General features: G+C 62.6%; 28 protein-coding genes. 11 read left to right on the top strand and 17 right to left on the bottom strand.

Going from position 1 to position 16,737, the window contains the following annotated elements; genetic code table 11:
• The first annotated feature begins 40 nt into the window (after positions 1–40).
• Positions 41–2,014: a hypothetical protein gene (locus K3148_RS03490; RefSeq protein WP_221425937.1), complete on the top strand. Its 1,974-nt coding sequence runs from the start codon at positions 41–43 to the stop codon at positions 2,012–2,014.
• Positions 2,015–2,042: 28 nt separating this feature from the next.
• Here the strand turns inward: K3148_RS03490 and K3148_RS03485 are convergent, their stop codons facing one another.
• Positions 2,043–2,507, bottom strand: coding sequence for a YaiI/YqxD family protein (locus K3148_RS03485; RefSeq protein ID WP_221425936.1), 465 nt, complete (start codon positions 2,505–2,507; stop codon positions 2,043–2,045).
• Positions 2,508–2,721: 214 nt separating this feature from the next.
• On the opposite strand from K3148_RS03485, the gene K3148_RS03480 reads away from it, so the two are divergent.
• The 4 genes from K3148_RS03480 to K3148_RS03465 all read left to right on the top strand — a co-directional run bounded on the left by K3148_RS03480 (position 2,722) and on the right by K3148_RS03465 (position 4,533).
• Positions 2,722–2,934 (top strand): cold-shock protein, encoded by a 213-nt coding sequence (locus K3148_RS03480; RefSeq protein WP_221425935.1) that lies wholly within the window; start codon positions 2,722–2,724, stop codon positions 2,932–2,934.
• Between the two features lie 89 nt (positions 2,935–3,023).
• Complete coding sequence (locus tag K3148_RS03475; RefSeq protein WP_221425934.1) at positions 3,024–3,239, top strand: hypothetical protein; 216 nt, start codon at positions 3,024–3,026, stop codon at positions 3,237–3,239.
• 218 nt (positions 3,240–3,457) lie between these two features.
• Positions 3,458–3,802 carry an HPF/RaiA family ribosome-associated protein gene (locus tag K3148_RS03470; protein WP_221425933.1) on the top strand — a complete coding sequence of 115 codons (345 nt, stop codon included), beginning with the start codon at positions 3,458–3,460 and terminating at the stop codon, positions 3,800–3,802.
• A 155-nt stretch (positions 3,803–3,957) separates the two neighbouring features.
• The gene (locus K3148_RS03465; RefSeq protein WP_221425932.1) at positions 3,958–4,533 is read left to right on the top strand and encodes a fasciclin domain-containing protein; all 576 of its coding nucleotides are present in this window, start codon (positions 3,958–3,960) and stop codon (positions 4,531–4,533) included.
• A 76-nt stretch (positions 4,534–4,609) separates the two neighbouring features.
• Here the strand turns inward: K3148_RS03465 and K3148_RS03460 are convergent, their stop codons facing one another.
• The 3 genes from K3148_RS03460 to K3148_RS03450 all read right to left on the bottom strand — a co-directional run bounded on the left by K3148_RS03460 (position 4,610) and on the right by K3148_RS03450 (position 6,489).
• On the bottom strand, positions 4,610–5,029 hold the full coding sequence (locus K3148_RS03460; protein WP_221425931.1) for a pyridoxamine 5'-phosphate oxidase family protein: 420 nt from the start codon (positions 5,027–5,029) through the stop codon (positions 4,610–4,612).
• A gap of 51 nt (positions 5,030–5,080) precedes the next feature.
• Complete coding sequence (locus K3148_RS03455; protein ID WP_221425930.1) at positions 5,081–5,779, bottom strand: hypothetical protein; 699 nt, start codon at positions 5,777–5,779, stop codon at positions 5,081–5,083.
• A gap of 116 nt (positions 5,780–5,895) precedes the next feature.
• Entirely contained in the window at positions 5,896–6,489 is a 594-nt protein-coding gene (locus tag K3148_RS03450; protein WP_221425929.1) for a hypothetical protein, read from the bottom strand.
• 199 nt (positions 6,490–6,688) lie between these two features.
• On the opposite strand from K3148_RS03450, the gene K3148_RS03445 reads away from it, so the two are divergent.
• The 4 genes from K3148_RS03445 to K3148_RS03430 all read left to right on the top strand — a co-directional run bounded on the left by K3148_RS03445 (position 6,689) and on the right by K3148_RS03430 (position 9,478).
• Positions 6,689–7,591 (top strand): hypothetical protein, encoded by a 903-nt coding sequence (locus K3148_RS03445; RefSeq protein ID WP_221425928.1) that lies wholly within the window; start codon positions 6,689–6,691, stop codon positions 7,589–7,591.
• Between the two features lie 76 nt (positions 7,592–7,667).
• Positions 7,668–8,588: an alpha/beta hydrolase fold domain-containing protein gene (locus tag K3148_RS03440; RefSeq protein ID WP_221425927.1), complete on the top strand. Its 921-nt coding sequence runs from the start codon at positions 7,668–7,670 to the stop codon at positions 8,586–8,588.
• Positions 8,585–9,013, top strand: coding sequence for a COG3650 family protein (locus K3148_RS03435; protein ID WP_221425926.1), 429 nt, complete (start codon positions 8,585–8,587; stop codon positions 9,011–9,013). The genes K3148_RS03440 and K3148_RS03435 overlap by 4 nt, the downstream gene beginning before the upstream one ends.
• Positions 9,014–9,025: 12 nt before the next feature.
• The gene (locus K3148_RS03430) at positions 9,026–9,478 is read left to right on the top strand and encodes a DUF3429 domain-containing protein (RefSeq protein WP_221425925.1); all 453 of its coding nucleotides are present in this window, start codon (positions 9,026–9,028) and stop codon (positions 9,476–9,478) included.
• Here the strand turns inward: K3148_RS03430 and K3148_RS03425 are convergent.
• Positions 9,475–9,807, bottom strand: a complete 333-nt coding sequence (locus K3148_RS03425; protein WP_221425924.1) for an Mpo1-like protein — start codon at positions 9,805–9,807, stop codon at positions 9,475–9,477. The genes K3148_RS03430 and K3148_RS03425 overlap by 4 nt on opposite strands.
• Positions 9,808–9,833: 26 nt before the next feature.
• Positions 9,834–11,267 (bottom strand): S41 family peptidase, encoded by a 1,434-nt coding sequence (locus K3148_RS03420; protein ID WP_221425923.1) that lies wholly within the window; start codon positions 11,265–11,267, stop codon positions 9,834–9,836.
• Positions 11,268–11,534: 267 nt separating this feature from the next.
• On the opposite strand from K3148_RS03420, the gene K3148_RS03415 reads away from it, so the two are divergent.
• Positions 11,535–12,116 (top strand): YbhB/YbcL family Raf kinase inhibitor-like protein, encoded by a 582-nt coding sequence (locus K3148_RS03415; RefSeq protein ID WP_221425922.1) that lies wholly within the window; start codon positions 11,535–11,537, stop codon positions 12,114–12,116.
• 32 nt (positions 12,117–12,148) lie between these two features.
• Positions 12,149–12,400, top strand: coding sequence for an SWIB/MDM2 domain-containing protein (locus tag K3148_RS03410; RefSeq protein WP_067463687.1), 252 nt, complete (start codon positions 12,149–12,151; stop codon positions 12,398–12,400).
• A gap of 4 nt (positions 12,401–12,404) precedes the next feature.
• Here K3148_RS03410 and K3148_RS03405 read toward each other — a convergent pair whose 3' ends face one another.
• The 11 genes from K3148_RS03405 to dapD all read right to left on the bottom strand — a co-directional run bounded on the left by K3148_RS03405 (position 12,405) and on the right by dapD (position 16,735).
• A complete protein-coding gene (locus K3148_RS03405) occupies positions 12,405–12,806 on the bottom strand; it encodes a DoxX family protein (RefSeq protein WP_221425921.1) in 402 nt (133 codons plus the stop codon).
• The gene (locus K3148_RS03400; protein ID WP_221425920.1) at positions 12,803–13,045 is read right to left on the bottom strand and encodes a DUF3253 domain-containing protein; all 243 of its coding nucleotides are present in this window, start codon (positions 13,043–13,045) and stop codon (positions 12,803–12,805) included. The genes K3148_RS03405 and K3148_RS03400 overlap by 4 nt, the downstream gene beginning before the upstream one ends.
• Positions 13,042–13,476, bottom strand: coding sequence for a cupin domain-containing protein (locus K3148_RS03395; RefSeq protein ID WP_221425919.1), 435 nt, complete (start codon positions 13,474–13,476; stop codon positions 13,042–13,044). Before K3148_RS03395 ends, K3148_RS03400 begins: the two co-directional genes overlap by 4 nt.
• A complete protein-coding gene (locus tag K3148_RS03390) occupies positions 13,473–13,763 on the bottom strand; it encodes a DUF427 domain-containing protein (RefSeq protein WP_221425918.1) in 291 nt (96 codons plus the stop codon). Before K3148_RS03390 ends, K3148_RS03395 begins: the two co-directional genes overlap by 4 nt.
• Before the next feature lie 33 nt (positions 13,764–13,796).
• Positions 13,797–14,282, bottom strand: coding sequence for a potassium channel family protein (locus K3148_RS03385; protein WP_221425917.1), 486 nt, complete (start codon positions 14,280–14,282; stop codon positions 13,797–13,799).
• Positions 14,279–14,713, bottom strand: a complete 435-nt coding sequence (locus K3148_RS03380; protein ID WP_221425916.1) for a DUF1810 domain-containing protein — start codon at positions 14,711–14,713, stop codon at positions 14,279–14,281. The genes K3148_RS03385 and K3148_RS03380 overlap by 4 nt, the downstream gene beginning before the upstream one ends.
• A complete protein-coding gene (locus K3148_RS03375; RefSeq protein ID WP_221425915.1) occupies positions 14,713–15,042 on the bottom strand; it encodes a DUF3140 domain-containing protein in 330 nt (109 codons plus the stop codon). The genes K3148_RS03380 and K3148_RS03375 overlap by 1 nt, the downstream gene beginning before the upstream one ends.
• Complete coding sequence (locus K3148_RS03370; protein WP_221425914.1) at positions 15,042–15,233, bottom strand: DUF3008 family protein; 192 nt, start codon at positions 15,231–15,233, stop codon at positions 15,042–15,044. Before K3148_RS03370 ends, K3148_RS03375 begins: the two co-directional genes overlap by 1 nt.
• Complete coding sequence (locus tag K3148_RS03365) at positions 15,233–15,466, bottom strand: hypervirulence associated TUDOR domain-containing protein (protein ID WP_221425913.1); 234 nt, start codon at positions 15,464–15,466, stop codon at positions 15,233–15,235. Before K3148_RS03365 ends, K3148_RS03370 begins: the two co-directional genes overlap by 1 nt.
• A gap of 24 nt (positions 15,467–15,490) precedes the next feature.
• The gene (locus tag K3148_RS03360; RefSeq protein ID WP_221425912.1) at positions 15,491–15,817 is read right to left on the bottom strand and encodes a hypothetical protein; all 327 of its coding nucleotides are present in this window, start codon (positions 15,815–15,817) and stop codon (positions 15,491–15,493) included.
• A 93-nt stretch (positions 15,818–15,910) separates the two neighbouring features.
• On the bottom strand, positions 15,911–16,735 hold the full coding sequence (gene dapD, locus K3148_RS03355; protein ID WP_221425911.1) for a 2,3,4,5-tetrahydropyridine-2,6-dicarboxylate N-succinyltransferase: 825 nt from the start codon (positions 16,733–16,735) through the stop codon (positions 15,911–15,913).
• Between the last annotated feature and the right edge of the window lie 2 nt (positions 16,736–16,737).

The raw sequence follows: 16,737 nt of genomic DNA, 5'->3' as shown, positions 1-16,737 counted from the left end.
ACAATGTACGCCTTTTCTAAGGCACTCGAAGCTTCGCTGAATGGATTATGCGCATATGGCAATTGAAAGTTGGGATCCTCTAGAGGCTGCGGAGGATACGGATAAAGAGATCGTTTCTGCCGCAAAGAAGCGCGAAATCAAGAATATCCTGAAATCCTACGTCTCCAATTATGATCCGTTCTCAGAACTGATCCAAAACGCGCTTGATGCGATTGAGCGCCGGGCTGAAAACGACGAAGACTTCGAACCCAAGGTCAGAATCTTTATCGACTTGATGCAAAACTCCGTTGAGGTCGTAGATAATGGTTGCGGCTTCCGAGCGAGCGAATTCAAGTCATTTCTTGCTCCGAGCATTTCGTTCAAGAATGCAGGAAAGACCAGGGGAAACAAAGGCGTTGGCGTCACCTACATTGCGTATGGGTTCAACAAGCTAACAATTCGGACGAAGAACGAGGATTTCGAATATCAAGGTGTGATCCGAAGGGGCCGCGAATGGATAAACGATTCCGAAGGGACGGTTGCCCGGCCAAAGATTGAGGGAGCAAAAGACAATAGCGATCTCTTTGAAGAGATCGATCAAGGGACCAGTTTCAAAATTGAATTCACTGGCGAAGGAATACGCCCGAGCAATCTGTCATGGTATCAAGCCAGCACGCCCGAACAATGGCTTTACCTGCTGCTCGTAAAGACGCCTCTAGGTCTCATTGACATCGATGGATCAGACCGACTTCCGATCAAGTTCGATTTGACGGTGCTTGATCGAGAAGGCGAGGCACGGACAATTTCAGATCGGGATATCGGATACAAGTATCCGCACACTGAAATAAAGGCTAGCCGCAGAATCTCGGAAATCAAAGAGATACAGCAGAAGGCTTTAGATAAAGGGAAAGACCTTCAGAAGGCGATTAGCAAATTTCGCAACTCGAATGGCGTATACGAAATTTACGAAGCGGATGACATCAAAGAATTCCGCTCGATCAACGACGATGATGCTAGTTTAATCGACGAATTTTCAGTTTCTGCTTACGGCTATTTTGCTTATTCAACTGAAGTTTGGGATCAATTGAATGATAAAAAGGCTAAGCTGCGCAAGGGCCTTCGGATACTTAGAGGCGGGTTGCAGCAAGCAGTGAACGGGATGCCGCAGGGTGAGTTGATTACGATACCGCTCACTCGCTCGATTGGCCATCAGAACCAAGCACACATCATCGTGCATTTCGATGGTGCCGAACCAGATTATGGCCGCAAGGGACTGCAACCCGAACTTAAAGAATTGGCGGAAAAAATCTCGGTGGCAATTGTCCGTCAATTGAGCGAGCGCAGAGATATTTTGAAAGCTGATAGCGGTGCCCAGGCCAACATAGACAAAGAAGTCAAAGTTCATGAGTGGCTACGCGATCAAGAACAGCATGAGGAAAACTCCCCTCTTACCTTAACGAGCGACAAGTTCTTCATTCCGACGAAAAAGGTTTCGCTGGGATCGACCCCCCGCTCTGAACAGGATGTTATTGTACTTTTCAATCAGCTCATCGCTGGGGGCGTGATCCGCGGCATTCGATTGCTTGGGACATCGCAGGTTTCGCAATATGACGGTGTATATCGCTACGTCGCCGAAGAACCATTGGAAGTCTATGAGTTTGAAGAAGAAAGCAATCCACTCGGTGTGTTGGAGGAACAACTTACAAAGCCCTTTGTATCTCCTCCCAAGATTCTCGAATACAAGTATGGCTTGGATGGACTGATCCGTGAGTTCGAAAGCGGCGAAAAGCACGAGACTGATGTGAATCTTTGTGTTTTTTGGGAAATGGGCAAGGAGTATGAGCGAGAATACACTCCGCTCTCCTATCTAGATTTCGACAACGTCCACCACAGGCCGTACCATGGCCTTACCCATCTGATGGCGTCGGGTAACAGCGAATTTCACGCTATTTGCCTTAAGGAGCTGATGGACGTCCTCAATGATCCAGAGGCAGCACAAGTTTTTCAGCGCGAAACCTACTCGGACGACATCTAGTCGGTAAAGTCCTCTTAAATTCGCGGCGCTAACTTTCCCGCCCCATCCGCACCAGCTCCCGGTCGAGCGCCTGCAGGAAGTTCGACCGGTCCGCCTTGCTGAACGGCGGCGGGCCGCCTCCCACTCCGTCCATCCCGGCGCGCAGGTCTTCCATGATTGCCCGGGTGGCGATGGCGCTGCCGATGCTGGCGGCGTCGAAGCTCTTGCCGTCGTGGCGCAGCACGGTCGCGCCCTCCTTGAGGCAGCGTTCGGCCAGCAGGATGTCGGCGGTGATCACCACTGCCCGCGGCCCCGCGTTCTCCGCGATCCAGTCATCCGCCGCGTCGAAGCCGTCCGAGACCACCACGCGCTTCACCCGCTCGCTCACCGGCACGCGGAAGGGGCTGTTGCTGACCACGCGGACGTGTGCCTTGTGGCGCTGTGCCACGCGGTAGACCTCCTCCTTCACCGGGCAGGCATCGGCGTCGACGAGTATGGTGACGGGATCGCTCATGCGAGCAATCGTTAGGCGTTTCGCGCGCCCCGTGCTACCGCGCCTGCGCTGACGTCGAAATTTGCGACGGATGTCGAAATTTGAAGACCGCCGCTCGCCTTTCGGGCCCCGGCGTAAACAGGCGACGATTTCCTTTCTTCGGACGACCTTTTGCACGACCGCCCGCGCATGTGGCGCAGGCGGCACTTCCAAGCGTTCTCGAAAGGAACACATCATGGCCAAGACCGGCACCGTAAAATTCTTCAACACCGACAAGGGCTATGGCTTCATCCAGCCCGACGATGGTTCGGCCGACAGCTTCGTCCACATCACCGCCGTGCAGGCCGCCGGCATGCAGACGCTCGATAAGGAACAGCGCCTGAACTACGACGTCGAGCAGGGCCGCAACGGCAAGGAAAGCGCCGTGAACCTCTCGGCTGCCGACTGACATTTGTCTTAGAGGCTCGCGCGCCCCGGCCGGGGACATCCCGCCGGGGCGCGCGGCACCTCCTCTACCCTGTCCCAAGGAGCCTGCCGATGAGCCAGTCTTACGAATTCTATTGCGCCCGCGCCGAGGCGGCCCGCAAGGCGGCCGATGCCGCCACGCTCGATAATGTGCGGGACCGCGAATTGCGCGCGGCGAAATCCTGGGCAGACCTTGCCGAACACGCCCGCGGCGTGGCCGAGGCGCGGATCAAGACCGAACGCGAAAAGCGCGAGGCGCGCGAGGCCCTGGCAGCCGCCGAGGCCTGAGCCTTTCCTACAGGACGGCGTGCGGGCTAAGCCCCTCGCATGAGCCTGTCCGAACCCTTTCAAACCCGCGCGAATCCGGGGCCTTGCGGCCTTTCGGACTTTTTCGCCCTGGACCGTGCTCCATGCGCTCCATCCTGTTGGAAAGCGTGTCGGCTACGGGAAACCCCGGCGTGCCCCGCTCGTTGATTGGACAGACAACAACAAGAGGAGCATTCGCCATGCAGGTCCAGTTCAATTCCGATAGCAGCGTGATGGGCACCGAGAACGTCGCGACCCGGATCGAGACGCGGGTGCGCGAGAAGCTGGCGCGGTTCGAGGACCGGCTGACGCGGCTCGAAATCCATGTGCGCGACGAGAACGGCGCCAAGGGCGGGGGCGACGACAAGAGCTGCACCATCGAGGCACGGCCCACGGGCGGCCAGCCGGTGAGCGTGAGCGCCCATGCCGCCAAGGTCGATGACGCTGCGAGCAAGGCCGCCGGCACGCTCGCCCAGCGGCTGGAACGCCACTTCGGGAAGGGCGAGCGGCACAAGCACGACGCGCGCCCCGACAAGGTGATGTGAAAACTGGAGCACGGCTCGTCGCGTCAGCGGCGCGGGTCGACACATTATTGCCGAAATTCGAAACATCCGCGGCGCCCCTTCGTTCGTATCTTGAAGCACCAGCCGGGTGGGCCGGCTGCGATTATGCTGATTTTACGAAAGAAAAGGGACCCATTATGAACAAGATGACACTTGCGCTCGCCTCGGCCGCATCGCTCGCTCTTACCGCCTGTGGCGGGGAAGCCGAAGAACCGATGGCCGACGACACCGCCATGGCCGACCAGATGGCCAACGATACGGCCGAAACCGGCACGATCGTCGAAGTCGCACAGGGCGACAGCCAGTTTTCGACGCTGGTCAGCGCAGTGACCGCAGCCGGCCTTGGCGAAACGCTGTCGGGCGAAGGTCCCTTCACCGTCTTCGCGCCGACCAACGACGCTTTCGGCAAGATCCCCGAAGCAACGCTGACCGAACTGACCACCAACGACACCGAAACGCTGGGTAACATCCTCCAGTACCATGTCGTCGAAGGCAATGTGGACGCCGCCACGCTGACGCAGGCGATCACCGATGCCGGTGACGCAGGCTACACGATCAACACTGTGGGCGGCGGCACGCTGACGGCCAATCTCGTGGACGGCAATGTCGTCCTTACCGATGCCGCCGGCGGCGCCTCGACCGTGACGGCCACCGATGTCGCCGCGTCAAACGGTGTCATCCACGTCATCGATACCGTACTCATGCCGCAGTAAGCGCGCCTAGCCGACAAAGAAGAGGCGGCCCCTCGACAGGGCCGCCTTTTTTGTGTTCCCATTCGTGAGGAGAGGGTCAGAACGTCAGCTGCCCTTCCTCGCGGCCTTCCCACCATTCGATCCGCTTGGGGCTGACTTCGATCAGGATGAGGCCCTCGGTGTCGAGACCGTTCTCGAACCAGGCCTCGAGGTCCTTCACCCAATGCTTCTCGAGCAGGGCGCGGTCACGGTGCAGCTTGCCGGTGCCCTGTACCGCGCAATAGAACTCGCCGCTGGTATAGGTGGCGCCGCATTGGTCGGAGTTCTTCAGATCGTCGTCGATCCGGCCATCGTCGGTGGCGAAGTGGTAGGAGGTGCCGTCCTCCTCGCTCACATCCTTGTTGTTCGACATCGGCCGCGCGGCAATCGCGCCTTCGCTGCCGGTCTTGGTGACCAGCATGGCGATATCGATGGATTTGAGCGTCTCGGCAATCTGGGAAACCGAACGGTCGGACATGAACGCGACTCCTTCAAGGTGTTGGGGATGAAGGAGTAACGGGCGAAATCGCTAAGGGTGCCTGCGCGAGCTTGTGGCGGGCGCGCCCCTGAACTTGCGGCCCGGCCAATGCTCGGGCGAGAACCAGTCGCACGCCATGTCCGGGCGGGCATCGGCGAGCGCCATGAAGCCTTCGAAGGTGGAAACCGCCTTGGCGCAGACGAGATCGGTCAACTGGCGGCAGGTGATCAGCGGCGAGAGGTCCTTGTCTGCCACAGACGCGCTGGTCATCGTCAGCTTGCGGATCGCAAAGCCATCGAGCGGGTCGAGGCTGGCGATTTTCTGGACCGTGTTGATCGACCCATCGAGACCGAGGATTTCTAGCCGGTTCCTCAAGGGGCGCATCCACCCAAGGTCGAAGAGATGCTTGGCGTTCTCGATCTCCAGCCGGGTCAGGCGTGGCAGGGCGAGGATCGGCGTGAAGTCGGTGATGTTGCGCGGGGAGTCGATTTTCAGGCGATGGATCTTCGGCAGGCGTTTGAGGCCCTCGAGCGTCTCGGCAGTGACTGGCCAGGTCAGCTCGAGCCATTCGAGCTCGGGAAGCTCGCAAATCTCGTCGAGGAAATCCTGGTTCACCGCGCTTGCGGTGAGAATGCGAAGCTTCTTGCGCGTCGAGATGCCGCGGAAGCTCTGCTTCACCCGGTGGTGAACACCGATCTCCGCATCGGGCGAGATGCCCAGAGTGGCGCTGAATTCGTCCGGCTCGCTCATGGCAGAGGAGTGCCCGTTTTCCGGGCGCTCTGCAATCCAACGTGAATGCAGACTAGGCGCGAGAAAACACCCGCCACGCAAGGCTGCGGGGCGGGTGTCGACTCTTTGTCCAGATATCAGTCCCTGCGGGCGAGGGCGGCGCTGACGTCGACCGTCTTGGAATTGCCTACGCTGGTTTCGCTGGCGGCCGGATGCGGAGGTTGCACCTGCGCGGCAACTTCCACCGGTTCGGCCAGCGCCATCGGCGCGTCGGCGCGGGTCATGCGCGTGGGTGCGGCGTCGGCAACGCGCTCTTCGCGATAGGCGGGTTCGGCCACTTCGCGCGCGCCTTCCTGGAAGGCGAGCAGGCGGCGTTCGTGTTCGATGCGTTCGGGGCTGGCGGTGGCGTAGAAATCGTATTCCGCCGACATCCGGACAGCGTCGTCCTCGCGGCGCTCCCACCACATGTCGCCGCCGCGGTCGCGCAGGCGACCGTGCAGGGCGAGTTCGCCCACTTCGATCGTGCCCTCGGGCGTTTCGAGCGGATAGTGGTCGGGCGAGCGCTGCGAGGTGCGCAGTGCGTCGTTCGAGGCGGTCACAAGCTGGGCCTCGGGCAGGGTGTCGCTATGTCCTCGCGTTAGGACGGGGCTGTCTCCGATGGTGGCGCCGCTAACGGCTCCGGCAATTGCCACCACGGCCACCGCGCCCAGCACCTGGGGGGTGAATTTCATGGCTGTATCTCCGCATAAAGCGTCTTGCCTGATCAACGTGCGATTGCGCCTTCGTGTTCCCGCAAGCGGACGCCACGCGCTTCACTTCGCCTTAACGACACGCGGTAAGGGCGCGGCAAAGCTTGTGTGCAAGAGTTAATGGGATGGTGAGATTTTTACGCCATGAGCAGGTTGAAACAGGGCTTACGGACCGCTGACGATGCACGAATTACAAACCCAGTTCGCCACGCAGGCAGGCGAGGACGCCTGGAATGCGGTGATGCACGAGCATTTCCACAGCGGGGAGCTGGGCGATGCGCAGGCCTATCTCGTCTCGCAGCTGGAGGCCTTGGGCACGGAACTGGCAACGCGCTGCCTGATCGACGATCCGGACCGCGTCTCCATCACCGGCTGGAGCGAGCTGATCGAGGCGATCGAGCTGCACGAGGGCGAGCCGATCACCGGCGTCGCGCTCGCGATCGCCAACGAGGCGGACCGCGCCTTTGAAAAGGGGCAGGTCCATCACCCCTATATGCTGCTGGGCCTCTACAGCGATGAACCCTTCGCGTTCAGCAAGGCGGACAGCAAAACGCTGGTCGAACAGACGCTGTCGGAAGATGGTCCCGCCTGGGCCGGCTATGACGAGGACATCGAGGTTTTCCTCGAGTGCGAAGGTCTCTCGGCCATCAACACCGCGCTGGTCCACCACAAGGAACGCCATTTCTTCCGCGACGATGCGCCCGAGCACGCCCCGGCGCGCTATGTCGAATATGTGCTCGCCTGCTGGTGGCGCGCGCTGCTGTTCCACCGCGCGGTGGAGAAGATCTGCGCGCAGAGGCCGCTGCCGCACAATGTGCCCGTGCTCGCCGGCATGGTCGATATGAAGCCCGAAGTGGTCGCGGTGCACGGCATGGTCGAGGGCGAGCGCCCGGCGGTGCGCGACGAGAACGAAGGCCCGCAGATGGCCGAGATGCTGCCCGCCTCGATGATCACGCGCCGCGAGGTGGAAGAGGTGAAGGAGCCGCCGACGGGTGTCGACCTGCGCCGCCGCGTCGCGGAATCGGCGGAACCCGAAGAACCGGTGAAGAAGAGCCTCATGGCGCGCCTTTTCGGACGGGGCTGACCATCTTCACATAGTCCTTGCCGCGAAGGCCCCGATGGCTAGGCTCCTGCCGACGGTCTGCAAGGGAGTTCCATCGATGCCAAGCCTGCGTGCCCGCCTGGTCGAGCTGGCCTTGCCGCTGCTCGGCGTGAAGCGGTTCTTTTCCGAGCCCGACAGGATGGACGCGCGCATCGCGAAGATGCGGCAGAAGCCATCGCCCCGTCCGCGCGGCAAGTGGCACCGCGAATTCGACATCGTGGAAGAGGAGCTGGACGGTTTTCCCGTGGTCCATATGACGCCGAAGGGCGGCGCGCAGGCGGGCGGGCTGCACCTCCTCTATCTCCACGGCGGCGGCTACGTCATGGATATCGCCGCGATCCACTGGGAAGCGGTCGGCCATCTGTGCGCGGCGACCGGGGCGAGCGCCAGCGTGGCGCTCTATCCGCTGGCGCCCGAAGCCAAGGCGGCCGAGACGGTTGCGGGGGTGGAGGCGCTGTTCGCACGACTTGCCGAGCGGCACGGACCCGGGAACATCGCTATCCTTGGGGACAGCGCGGGCGCGGGCATGGCGCTCGCGCTGGCGCAGCGGCTGGCGGGCGAGGGGGCCGGAAAACCGGCAGCGCTCGTGCTCTATTCTCCCTGGCTCGATGCGACAGCGAGCGACGAGGGGCAGGCGCCGATCGAACCCAAGGACCGGATGCTTGCCATCGCGGGGTTGAAGGCCTGCGGGTCGCGTTATGCCGGGGACCTGCCGCTCACCGATCCGCGCCTCAGCCCGCTTTTCGGGCAGCTCGACGGCCTTCCGCCCATCGCGATTTTTGCGGGCACGCATGACATCCTGCTGCCCGATGCGCGTCGGCTGGTCGAAAAACTGACCGCGCTCGGCGCCAAACCCCTTTACCGCGAATACGAGAAGATGTTTCACGACTGGATGCTGTTCCCGATCCCCGAAGGGCGCCAGGCGCTCGACGAAACCGCCGCCTTCCTCTCCAATGTGCGTGGGGGAAGTGCGGCATGAGATCGATCCTGTCCTGCGCCGTGCTTGGCCTTGCGCTCGCCGGATGCCAATCGGGCGAGGGCGCGCCCGCCAGCGGGCCGACCGAGGCCTTCTCCGCCATCGAACCGTCCGAGATCATCTACCTCACCGGTACCGAACCCTTCTGGGGCGGCGAGGTGAAGGGCGACCAGGCGCTCTACACTACGCCCGAAAACCAGGACGGCTCGCGTTTCGAGGTCACGCGCTTTGCCGGAAACAACGGGCTGGCGCTGACCGGCCTCGTCGACGACCGCAATTTCGATCTCACCGTGACGCCGGGTGAATGTTCGGACGGGATGAGCGACCGCACCTATCCCTACACCGCCACGCTGCGCATCGGCGAGGAGCAGCGCGAAGGCTGCGCCTGGACCGACCGCCAGCCCTTCGACGGGCCGCAGCGTCCGTGATGGAGCGCGGCAATGCGTAAAGTGCCGCGCTGGCCGCGACTGCTGGGGCTCGCCGGGCTCCTGCCGCAAATCGCGCTGCTTGGCCTTGCCTTCAGCCGCTCCGGCGAGCTTGCAAGCGCGGCGCCCCTGCTGGCGGGGATCTATAGCGCGCTGATCTTCACCTTCCTCGGCGGAACCTGGTGGGGCATCGCAGCGACGGCCCCGGCGGCCGAGCGGCGCGGCGGGCTTGGCTGGGTATGGGTCGCGGCGGTGGTGCCGAGCCTCCTCGCGCTGGCGGCGCTTGGCGGCTGGGCGATCGAGATGCTCGCGCTCGAGGCGCTGCTGGTGATGATGGGCGCCGGCCTGCTGCTGGCGCTGCTGGTGGACCTGAGACTGGCGAGCCTTGCGCCGCGCTGGTGGCTGGCCTTGCGCGCGCCGCTTTCGCTGGGGCTCGGCCTGATGACGCTGGCGATTGCCTTCGCTTAAGCTTCGACGCCCGCCTTATCGAGTTCCGGGCCAAGGCGGCCGGTCAGCCACAGCCACCACATCTTGAAGTCCGCGCCAAGGCTCCACAGGGGATAGGTGAAAGTTGCGGGCCGGTTCTTCTCGACCCCGAAATGCGCGATCCAGGCGAAGAAATAGCCCGCGAGCGGCATCAGGGCGAACAGCAGGAAGCGTCCGGTCATCAGCGCCGCAATGGCGAGCAGGACAACCAGCGTCGTCCCGAAATAATGCAGCGCGCGCGTGCGCGGCTTGGAATGCTCGCGCAGGTAGAAGGGCCAGAACTCCTCGAAACGCGTGTATTGTTTCGCCATTCCGGCCCCTTCCTATCCTTATCGCCTCAGAACAGGCCCGGGTTGCGATGCTGCGCCGCGCTCGGCGTGGCCGGCTGGAGCAGCTCGCGCCGCATCCCTTCGGCCTGCACGCGTCCATCCTTGGCCGCGCCGGTGATCGGCGTGCAAGTGCGACCGGCAAGGAAGTCGAGCGCGACCGAAACCGACTGCTCGCTGGGATCGCCCAGCTGGTTGAAGATGTCGTCCCCGGCCGAACAGGTGTTGGGCATGACGCTGGCAAGGCCGCCGAAATAATCGCCCTGTCCGTTGGCGTTGACCGTCTTGAAGGTCACCGCGCGCAGGCGGTCGTCGCATTCGGGACGGTCGAAGGGGTCCTGGCCGACGGGTTTGCCATAAGTGTCGGTGCCCACCAGCGCGATGTTGTCGCCAAGGTAGGGGATCATCGAATTGGCCACCAGCTCGCTGGCCGAGGCCGTGCCCCCCCGCCCGATCACCGCCAGTTTCATGGGCGCGATCTGCGCCGCTTCTTCCTGGAACAGCTCGAAGCTGTCGCGCGCGGACTTGGACGGGCGATAGTTGGTTTCGGAGAAGAGCTGGCCTTCCAGCCCTTCGCCCATCAGGTCGCCAAGGAGGTCGGCCACCGAGACGAGCCCGCCGCCGTTGTAGCGCAGGTCGAGGATGACATTGGTGATCCCTTGGCTGCGGAACTGCTGGAAGGCTTCGCGCAGCTGGCGCGCGGCGTCCTGCACGATGAAGGTGCGCAGGTTGATATAACCGACTCGGCCGCCAGCCCCGTCGGACAGGATACGCACGCCGTAGCGATCCGAGATCGGATCGAGCGCATATTCCGCTTTGGTCACGCTGACGGTCTGCTGCACGCCTGCCGCACTCCGGATGACAAAGCTGCGAGTCACGCCGAGATCGTTCGGCCCCAGAGCCTGGATCACCGCGCCCGGACCGCCCGAAGACATCAGCGAGGACACCGACTGGCCTTCGATCTGGAGGATCTCGGTGCCACGGTCGAAGCCCGCCGGGAAGGCGGGAGCGTTCTCGAAAACCTCGGCCACGAAAACGCGGTTGTTCACCTGGTCATAGGTCAGGCGAATGCCGAAGCCGGCGTTCGACCCGTTGTTGATGAGGTCGTTCTCCTCCTCAATGGAAGTGATGTAGGTGAACGTCTTGGACGACAGGCCGTCGGGATTGAACAGCGCCTGGCCCGGCGCGGTTACCGCGTCGATGTAACCCTGCAACGTGTTGTAGTCGGCCTTGTTAACGCCAGTGTTCAGAAGGTCGGGATAGAGATACCATTCCTGCAGCACCGCCAACGCCCAATCCTGCCGCGCCGAAAGCGAACAGAGGCCGGTGTCGCCTCCACCGCCACCTCCGCCGCCAAGCCCTCCGCGCGGGCTGCTATCGTCCCCGCCACACGCGGCCAGCGACAGCGCAAGAATTCCCGATAGAGTGGTGCGACCCCATTTCATCCCGAATCTCCCAAAAAGCGCGCCCCAATTCGCGCTGCTTTATGACAATCATGGATGGCCAATTAACCGTCACTGAGCAAGCGCTGCGTCAATTGATGGGCTAGTGAGCGGTAATCAGGGCGAAAGACGGTGGAAAACCACGATGAAATGCCCCGAAATCGGTGCAAATGCATCTGCGGCTTATGGCCATCCCCCCGCCGCTGTGCCTAGGCTTGCCCTTACGACAGGCGCAATGGCGTCCGTAAACAGGTTTTCGGAGTAGGTGATTTGAGTAGTGGCACGCCCGAATGGGTCCGGCAGGCAATCGGAGGCGAGGCCACGGCATCGCTGACCATCGGCGAAGTGGCCGAGGAAAAGCTGCTCGGCAAATCGGGCTTCACGCTGACCAGCGCGGCCTTCCGCAACGGCGGCGAGCTCGATCCCAGCTTCACCGCGATCGAAGACGACGCCGTCGCCCCGCCGCTCGAATGGACCGCGCCGCCTCCCGGCACGCAGGAACTGGTGCTGGTCGTGGAAGACGCCGATGACGGCAAGGTCCACTGGCTCGTCTGGGGTCTGAAGGCGCAAAAGGGCGCGCTGTTCGAAGGCGAGACGCCGCCGCGCACCGGCAAGAACGCGGTCGGCAATTCGGAATGGCTGCTGCCCGACCCGCCGCTGGGCGTGCAGCACACCTATGTATTTCAGCTCTACGCGGTCGACCTGCCGCTGACGCTGATGCCCGGCGCGGGCTACGAAGAATTGCGCAAGAACATCAAGGGACACGTCCTGTCTGCCGCCGTTCTCACCGCCCGTTTCGAAGGGCATGAGATCGAGGAGCTGGACGCGGAAGACTTCGATATCGAAGACTAATGATAAGCATAGCCAACTGAAAGGAACCTGAAATGGCTGGCAAGAACAACGCACTGCAGAAGCCGGTGAACCTGTCGCCGGAACTCGAGAACGTGGTCGGCAAGGGTCCCATGACTCGCGCCCAGGTCACCTCGAAGGTGTGGGACCACATCAAGGCGAACGACCTTCAGGATTCGAAGGACAAGCGCATGATCAACCCCGACGACAAGCTCGGCGCTGTCATCGGCAAGGAACAGATCTCGATGTTCAAGATGACCGGTGCCGTTTCCAAGCACATGTCGTAAGTGATCAGGTGCGGCGGCGCCGCGGCCAGTCCGTGACGCCGCCGACCCACAGGGCCAGCCACACCAGCACCGGCTGCGCGATCATGCGCGGCACGTGATAGGCAAGTCCGAACCCGCCGTCCGCGCGCGCCATGTCCATGACGAAGTGGTTGATGTTGGCGGGAAAGACGCAGACCGCGTAGAGCGCGAGACCGATCGCGCCCGCTTTTCGCAATTCCTTCGAGAATTGTTGGAGCAGCGCCGTTGCGCCCAGCAGTTCGGCAATGCCGGTCCAGAAGACGATGGCTTCGGGAGCGGGCAAGGCCTCGGGCATGATGCTGAGGAACGGCTCCGGCCGCGCAATATGGGCGTAGCCGGCATAGGCGTAGAACAGCGCGAGGAGGATGCGGAGAGCAGCGCGGATCATTCTCTCGCCTTCGCTATACGGTAGGGCCCGTTACGCCGCTCCATTGGCAAACCTTTCCAGCTGAGCGTGATGCGGCCTTCTTCCAACAGACCGTCGACGGCCCGGTGTACATCGTCCATTCGAGCGCGCCAGTCGCCGCTGTCGCCCGCGAGGCCGCGAGCCGCTTCGCTGGGACAGAGGGTGGCGCCGGGCGCGCGCTGCGCCAGCCGATGCAGGACCGCGCTTTCCTCCGGGGTCATCCGGGCGACCAGCCGGGCGGGGCGAGCTCGAAGCCGGAAAATTCGAAACCGGGCGAGACAATGCAGGACACCAGCGCATAGCCATGCTCGCCCTCTGCGGGCGCGGCGGCTTGCCAGTGTCCGGCGGGGATGACGTGCTGGACCGCCTCTCCGGCGAGAACCTCGCGCCCCATGCGGATATCCTCGGGCGCCGCATCATAGCCTGCCGCGACCGACAGGATCAGCGGATCGCCCGCGTGCCACAACCAGATTTCCGCCGCGTCGACGCGATGCCAGTGCGAGGATCGGCCCTGTTCGAGGAGGAAATGGATCGCCGTCGCGCTGGCGCGCTCGCCCTCGTCTGTGGGCGCTCGCCAGGTTTCGCGATACCAGCCGCCTTCGGGATGGGGCGCCAGCCCGAGCCTGTCGATGAGGTCGCTGGCGGTGGTCACTCTTCGGTGACTTCGACGCCGTTCCAGAACGCAATGCGGTCCTTGATTTCGGCGGCCTCGGGCTTGGGTTCGGGATAGTACCAGGCCGCGTCCGCGTTGATCGCGCCGCCCGCGTTCACTGAGTGGTATTGCGCCGTGCCCTTCCACGGGCAAACGCTGGTGCGCTCGCTCGGCACCAGCGCCGATCGCGCGACATCGGAAGCGGGGAAATAGTGGTTGCCTTCGACCACGACCGTATCGTCGCTGCGGGCGATTTCCTCGCCGTTCCACCGTGCCACTACTGCCATCGTTCGGTCCCTTTCTGGCTTCGATAAAGAGCTCTAGCGCGCCTCGGCGTCGTCGCCTTCCAGCCGGCCCAGCACGCGCACGAAGAAGGCGGTCGACCAGCCCAGCAGGATCACGCCCATAACTCCTTCCAGCGCCGCGACCATGCGCCACTGTTCATGGATCAGCGCGTCGGAATAGCCAGCCGTCGAGTAGCTGATGGTCGAGAAATACAGCGCCTCGCTGAAGGAATGAAGCGCGCCGAGATAGTCGTAGAGAAAGGCGAACAGCCAGATCTCGACGAAATGCACGACGATGATGGCGAAGACGGCGAGCAGGGTGAAAAGCGAGCCGGTGAAAGACAGCGGACGCAGCGAGCTGACGCGCTGCTTCATGCTCTCGCGAGTGATCACACGTTTGATAGTGAACAGGCCCAGCCCGTGGATGATGACGCAGACGGCGATCATGCCGAGACCGATCAGCAGTTGTTCGTTGAAAGTCGCGCTGATGACCTGCGCGTTGTCGGGAAGCTCGTTGCTCATAACCGCTCCAGCGTCAGGGGGCACCTCTCGCCCTCGTAGAAGGCTTCGAGCGCATCGGCGAAGACAGCAGCGTCCTCATCGTCGCAGGCGCGTTCGAAAAGGGTCATCGAGCTGCGGAACTTCATCGCGTCGACATCGCCGAGGATATCCGCCGCGCTCATCGTTCCGGCCCATTCGAGCATGGCTTCGGTTGCTTCGAAGAGGCGAGGACCAAGCTCCTCGTGCCGGCAATAGGCGCGCGCTTCGCCGAGGTCCGCCAAAGCGAACTTGCGGGCCTGCGCGCTGGAGCCGAGCCCGGCAAGCTGCGGGAAGACGAACCACATCCAGTGGCTTCGCTTGTTGCCCTCGGCAATTTCCGAAAGCGCGTTGTCATAGGTGCCGCCTCGGTCCTGCGCAGCGAGGAAGTGATCGAAAGAGGCTTTGTCCGGCATTACTTACAGGGGTCGTGGCCCCAGTTCATGAGGCTGTAGCGCCAGTCGCTGTCCTCGATGTCGCCAGACGGTTTCTGCGCCGTGTGACGATGCACATAGCCGACGACTTTCTGCATATGCTCGTACTGGCTGTCGGTAAGATCGGCTTTCTTCGTGTTCTTGATCTCGACGATGCGGCGGCCCGACTTGTGGCCGGTGCTCTCCCCGCTGTCGCTATCGCCGACGGACTTCGATTCCTCGGTGTCGAGCCATTCTTCCAGTTCCTTTGGCTGCAAATTCACGCAGTCGTAGAAGTCGGAATAGACCTCGTCCTTTTTGTCGTCGTCCATCAGTCGTTATCCGCGGTTTCCGGCAGGTCGGAGCGGTCGGTCGAGGCCATGTCCTCAAGCTCGCTCTCGCTCATGCTGTCGTACATGTCCTTGGACGCGCCCTGCAGGTCGCCAACCTTGGTCTCACCCCGCTTGGCGGACAGGGCGGCGCCTGCAGCCTGCTGCTGCGCCTTGCTTGATGCCTTGGGCATCAGTCCTTGTCCCAGGCCGAAAGTTCGCTGCCGCGCTTGAGGACCTCGTCCCCGTCTTCCTGCTTGATGAGGTAGGCAGGGTTGTCCTCGTCACCGTCCTTGGTGACTTCGCTGCCCTGGAGGGTGCGGGTCACTTCGCGTTCGAACCGCTCCTTGATCTGGCCATGGCCTTCGCCATTGCCCCAGTTCCATTTGACGTACTGGTCCGATTGGTAGCTGTTCGAATTGCTCATGCGACCTCTCCAAAAGTTCTGCGTTTAGTTTTCGATGACCTCGATGCCGTCTTCGGTGGTGGTCTGGTCTTCGGGCGTGGCGACGGCGTCGTCGCCAAGGTCGGTTTCGCTGGGCACGCCGACGATGCTGTCGGTGCCGTCGCCGTCCTCTTCCATCGACTGGATTTCGCCGCTGACCGTGGCCTCTTCCTCGACATCGCCCTGCATCATCGCCGGAATGATCCAGACGACCGACATCAGGATGACCGCGAGCACGAGCCCGCCGAGCAGGACCCAGCGCACGACGCCCTCTTTCGAGCCGCCGCTGGCCTCCGTATCGGTGACGTGGATTTCGTCGCCTTCCTTGTGCACGTATCAATACTCCCTGTTATCGCGATCCCGCGGGTTTCAGGCAGTTCTACGGTCAGGCTTGGCGAATGTTCCCCTTGCGCCGAAGGGGCACCGTTAATCGCGCAGGAGGTCGTTGATACCGGTCTTCTCGCGCGTTTGCGCGTCCACCGTCTTCACGATCACCGCGCAGGCGAGGCCGGGACCGCCGTCCTTGCCGGGCAGTGTGCCGGGTACAACCACGGAGAAGGGCGGCAGGTAGCCGCGGATGACTTCACCCGTGTCGCGATAGACGATCTTGGTCGACTGGGTGATGAAGACGCCCATCGAGACGACGCAGCCTTCGCCGACGATCACGCCTTCCACGATTTCCGAACGCGCGCCGATGAAGCAATTATCCCCGATGATGGTCGGGTTGGCCTGCATCGGTTCGAGCACGCCGCCGATGCCTGCACCTGCCGAGATATGGCAATTCTCGCCGATCTGGGCGCAGGAGCCGATGCTGGCCCAGGTGTCGACCATGGTACCCTTGCCGACATAAGCGCCGATGTTGACGAAGCTCGGCATTAGCACGCAGCCGGGGGCGATATAGGCCCCTTCACGGGCCACGGCGCCGGGCACGACGCGGAAGCCGGCTTCGCGGAAGCGCGCACCGTCCCATCCGGCGAACTTGCTGGGCACCTTGTCGAAGGCAGGGTGGCCAGCGCTGCCGCCATCCATGACGCGGTTGTCGTTGAGGCGGAAGGAGAGGAGCACGGCTTTCTTGAGCCACTGGTTGACCGTCCAGCCCCCCTTGCCGTCGGGCTCGGCGACCCGGCCCGTTCCGCTGTCGAGCATCGCCAGCGCAGCATTCACCGCCTCGCGCACGTCGCTCGATTGCGGCGTTACGTTGGCGCGGTCTTCCCACGCGGCTTCGATGCGGTTTTCGAGGTCGGCGCTCATGC

The sequence above is a fragment of the Qipengyuania aurantiaca genome (genome assembly GCF_019711375.1).
GTDB classification, from domain to species: Bacteria; Pseudomonadota; Alphaproteobacteria; order Sphingomonadales; family Sphingomonadaceae; genus Qipengyuania; species Qipengyuania aurantiaca.
Note: the sequence above shows the minus strand (reverse complement) of the source record. Positions and strands in the feature narration are given on the sequence as shown.

Coding starts and splice junctions, on each gene's coding strand:
- K3148_RS03410 (WP_067463687.1), top strand. CDS start 12,149: ATGGCTGGCAAGAACAACGCACTGCAGAAGCCGGTGAACCTGTCGCCG.
- K3148_RS03485 (WP_221425936.1), bottom strand. CDS start 2,507: ATGAGCGATCCCGTCACCATACTCGTCGACGCCGATGCCTGCCCGGTG.
- K3148_RS03435 (WP_221425926.1), top strand. CDS start 8,585: ATGAGATCGATCCTGTCCTGCGCCGTGCTTGGCCTTGCGCTCGCCGGA.
- K3148_RS03370 (WP_221425914.1), bottom strand. CDS start 15,233: ATGCCCAAGGCATCAAGCAAGGCGCAGCAGCAGGCTGCAGGCGCCGCC.
- K3148_RS03450 (WP_221425929.1), bottom strand. CDS start 6,489: ATGAAATTCACCCCCCAGGTGCTGGGCGCGGTGGCCGTGGTGGCAATT.
- K3148_RS03425 (WP_221425924.1), bottom strand. CDS start 9,807: ATGGCGAAACAATACACGCGTTTCGAGGAGTTCTGGCCCTTCTACCTG.
- K3148_RS03465 (WP_221425932.1), top strand. CDS start 3,958: ATGAACAAGATGACACTTGCGCTCGCCTCGGCCGCATCGCTCGCTCTT.
- K3148_RS03460 (WP_221425931.1), bottom strand. CDS start 5,029: ATGTCCGACCGTTCGGTTTCCCAGATTGCCGAGACGCTCAAATCCATC.
- K3148_RS03390 (WP_221425918.1), bottom strand. CDS start 13,763: ATGGCAGTAGTGGCACGGTGGAACGGCGAGGAAATCGCCCGCAGCGAC.
- K3148_RS03470 (WP_221425933.1), top strand. CDS start 3,458: ATGCAGGTCCAGTTCAATTCCGATAGCAGCGTGATGGGCACCGAGAAC.
- K3148_RS03490 (WP_221425937.1), top strand. CDS start 41: ATGGATTATGCGCATATGGCAATTGAAAGTTGGGATCCTCTAGAGGCT.
- K3148_RS03385 (WP_221425917.1), bottom strand. CDS start 14,282: ATGAGCAACGAGCTTCCCGACAACGCGCAGGTCATCAGCGCGACTTTC.
- K3148_RS03430 (WP_221425925.1), top strand. CDS start 9,026: ATGCGTAAAGTGCCGCGCTGGCCGCGACTGCTGGGGCTCGCCGGGCTC.
- K3148_RS03455 (WP_221425930.1), bottom strand. CDS start 5,779: ATGAGCGAGCCGGACGAATTCAGCGCCACTCTGGGCATCTCGCCCGAT.
- K3148_RS03380 (WP_221425916.1), bottom strand. CDS start 14,713: ATGCCGGACAAAGCCTCTTTCGATCACTTCCTCGCTGCGCAGGACCGA.
- K3148_RS03400 (WP_221425920.1), bottom strand. CDS start 13,045: ATGACCCCGGAGGAAAGCGCGGTCCTGCATCGGCTGGCGCAGCGCGCG.
- K3148_RS03405 (WP_221425921.1), bottom strand. CDS start 12,806: ATGATCCGCGCTGCTCTCCGCATCCTCCTCGCGCTGTTCTACGCCTAT.
- K3148_RS03365 (WP_221425913.1), bottom strand. CDS start 15,466: ATGAGCAATTCGAACAGCTACCAATCGGACCAGTACGTCAAATGGAAC.
- K3148_RS03445 (WP_221425928.1), top strand. CDS start 6,689: ATGCACGAATTACAAACCCAGTTCGCCACGCAGGCAGGCGAGGACGCC.
- K3148_RS03420 (WP_221425923.1), bottom strand. CDS start 11,267: ATGAAATGGGGTCGCACCACTCTATCGGGAATTCTTGCGCTGTCGCTG.
- K3148_RS03375 (WP_221425915.1), bottom strand. CDS start 15,042: ATGGACGACGACAAAAAGGACGAGGTCTATTCCGACTTCTACGACTGC.
- K3148_RS03475 (WP_221425934.1), top strand. CDS start 3,024: ATGAGCCAGTCTTACGAATTCTATTGCGCCCGCGCCGAGGCGGCCCGC.
- K3148_RS03440 (WP_221425927.1), top strand. CDS start 7,668: ATGCCAAGCCTGCGTGCCCGCCTGGTCGAGCTGGCCTTGCCGCTGCTC.
- K3148_RS03480 (WP_221425935.1), top strand. CDS start 2,722: ATGGCCAAGACCGGCACCGTAAAATTCTTCAACACCGACAAGGGCTAT.
- dapD (WP_221425911.1), bottom strand. CDS start 16,735: ATGAGCGCCGACCTCGAAAACCGCATCGAAGCCGCGTGGGAAGACCGC.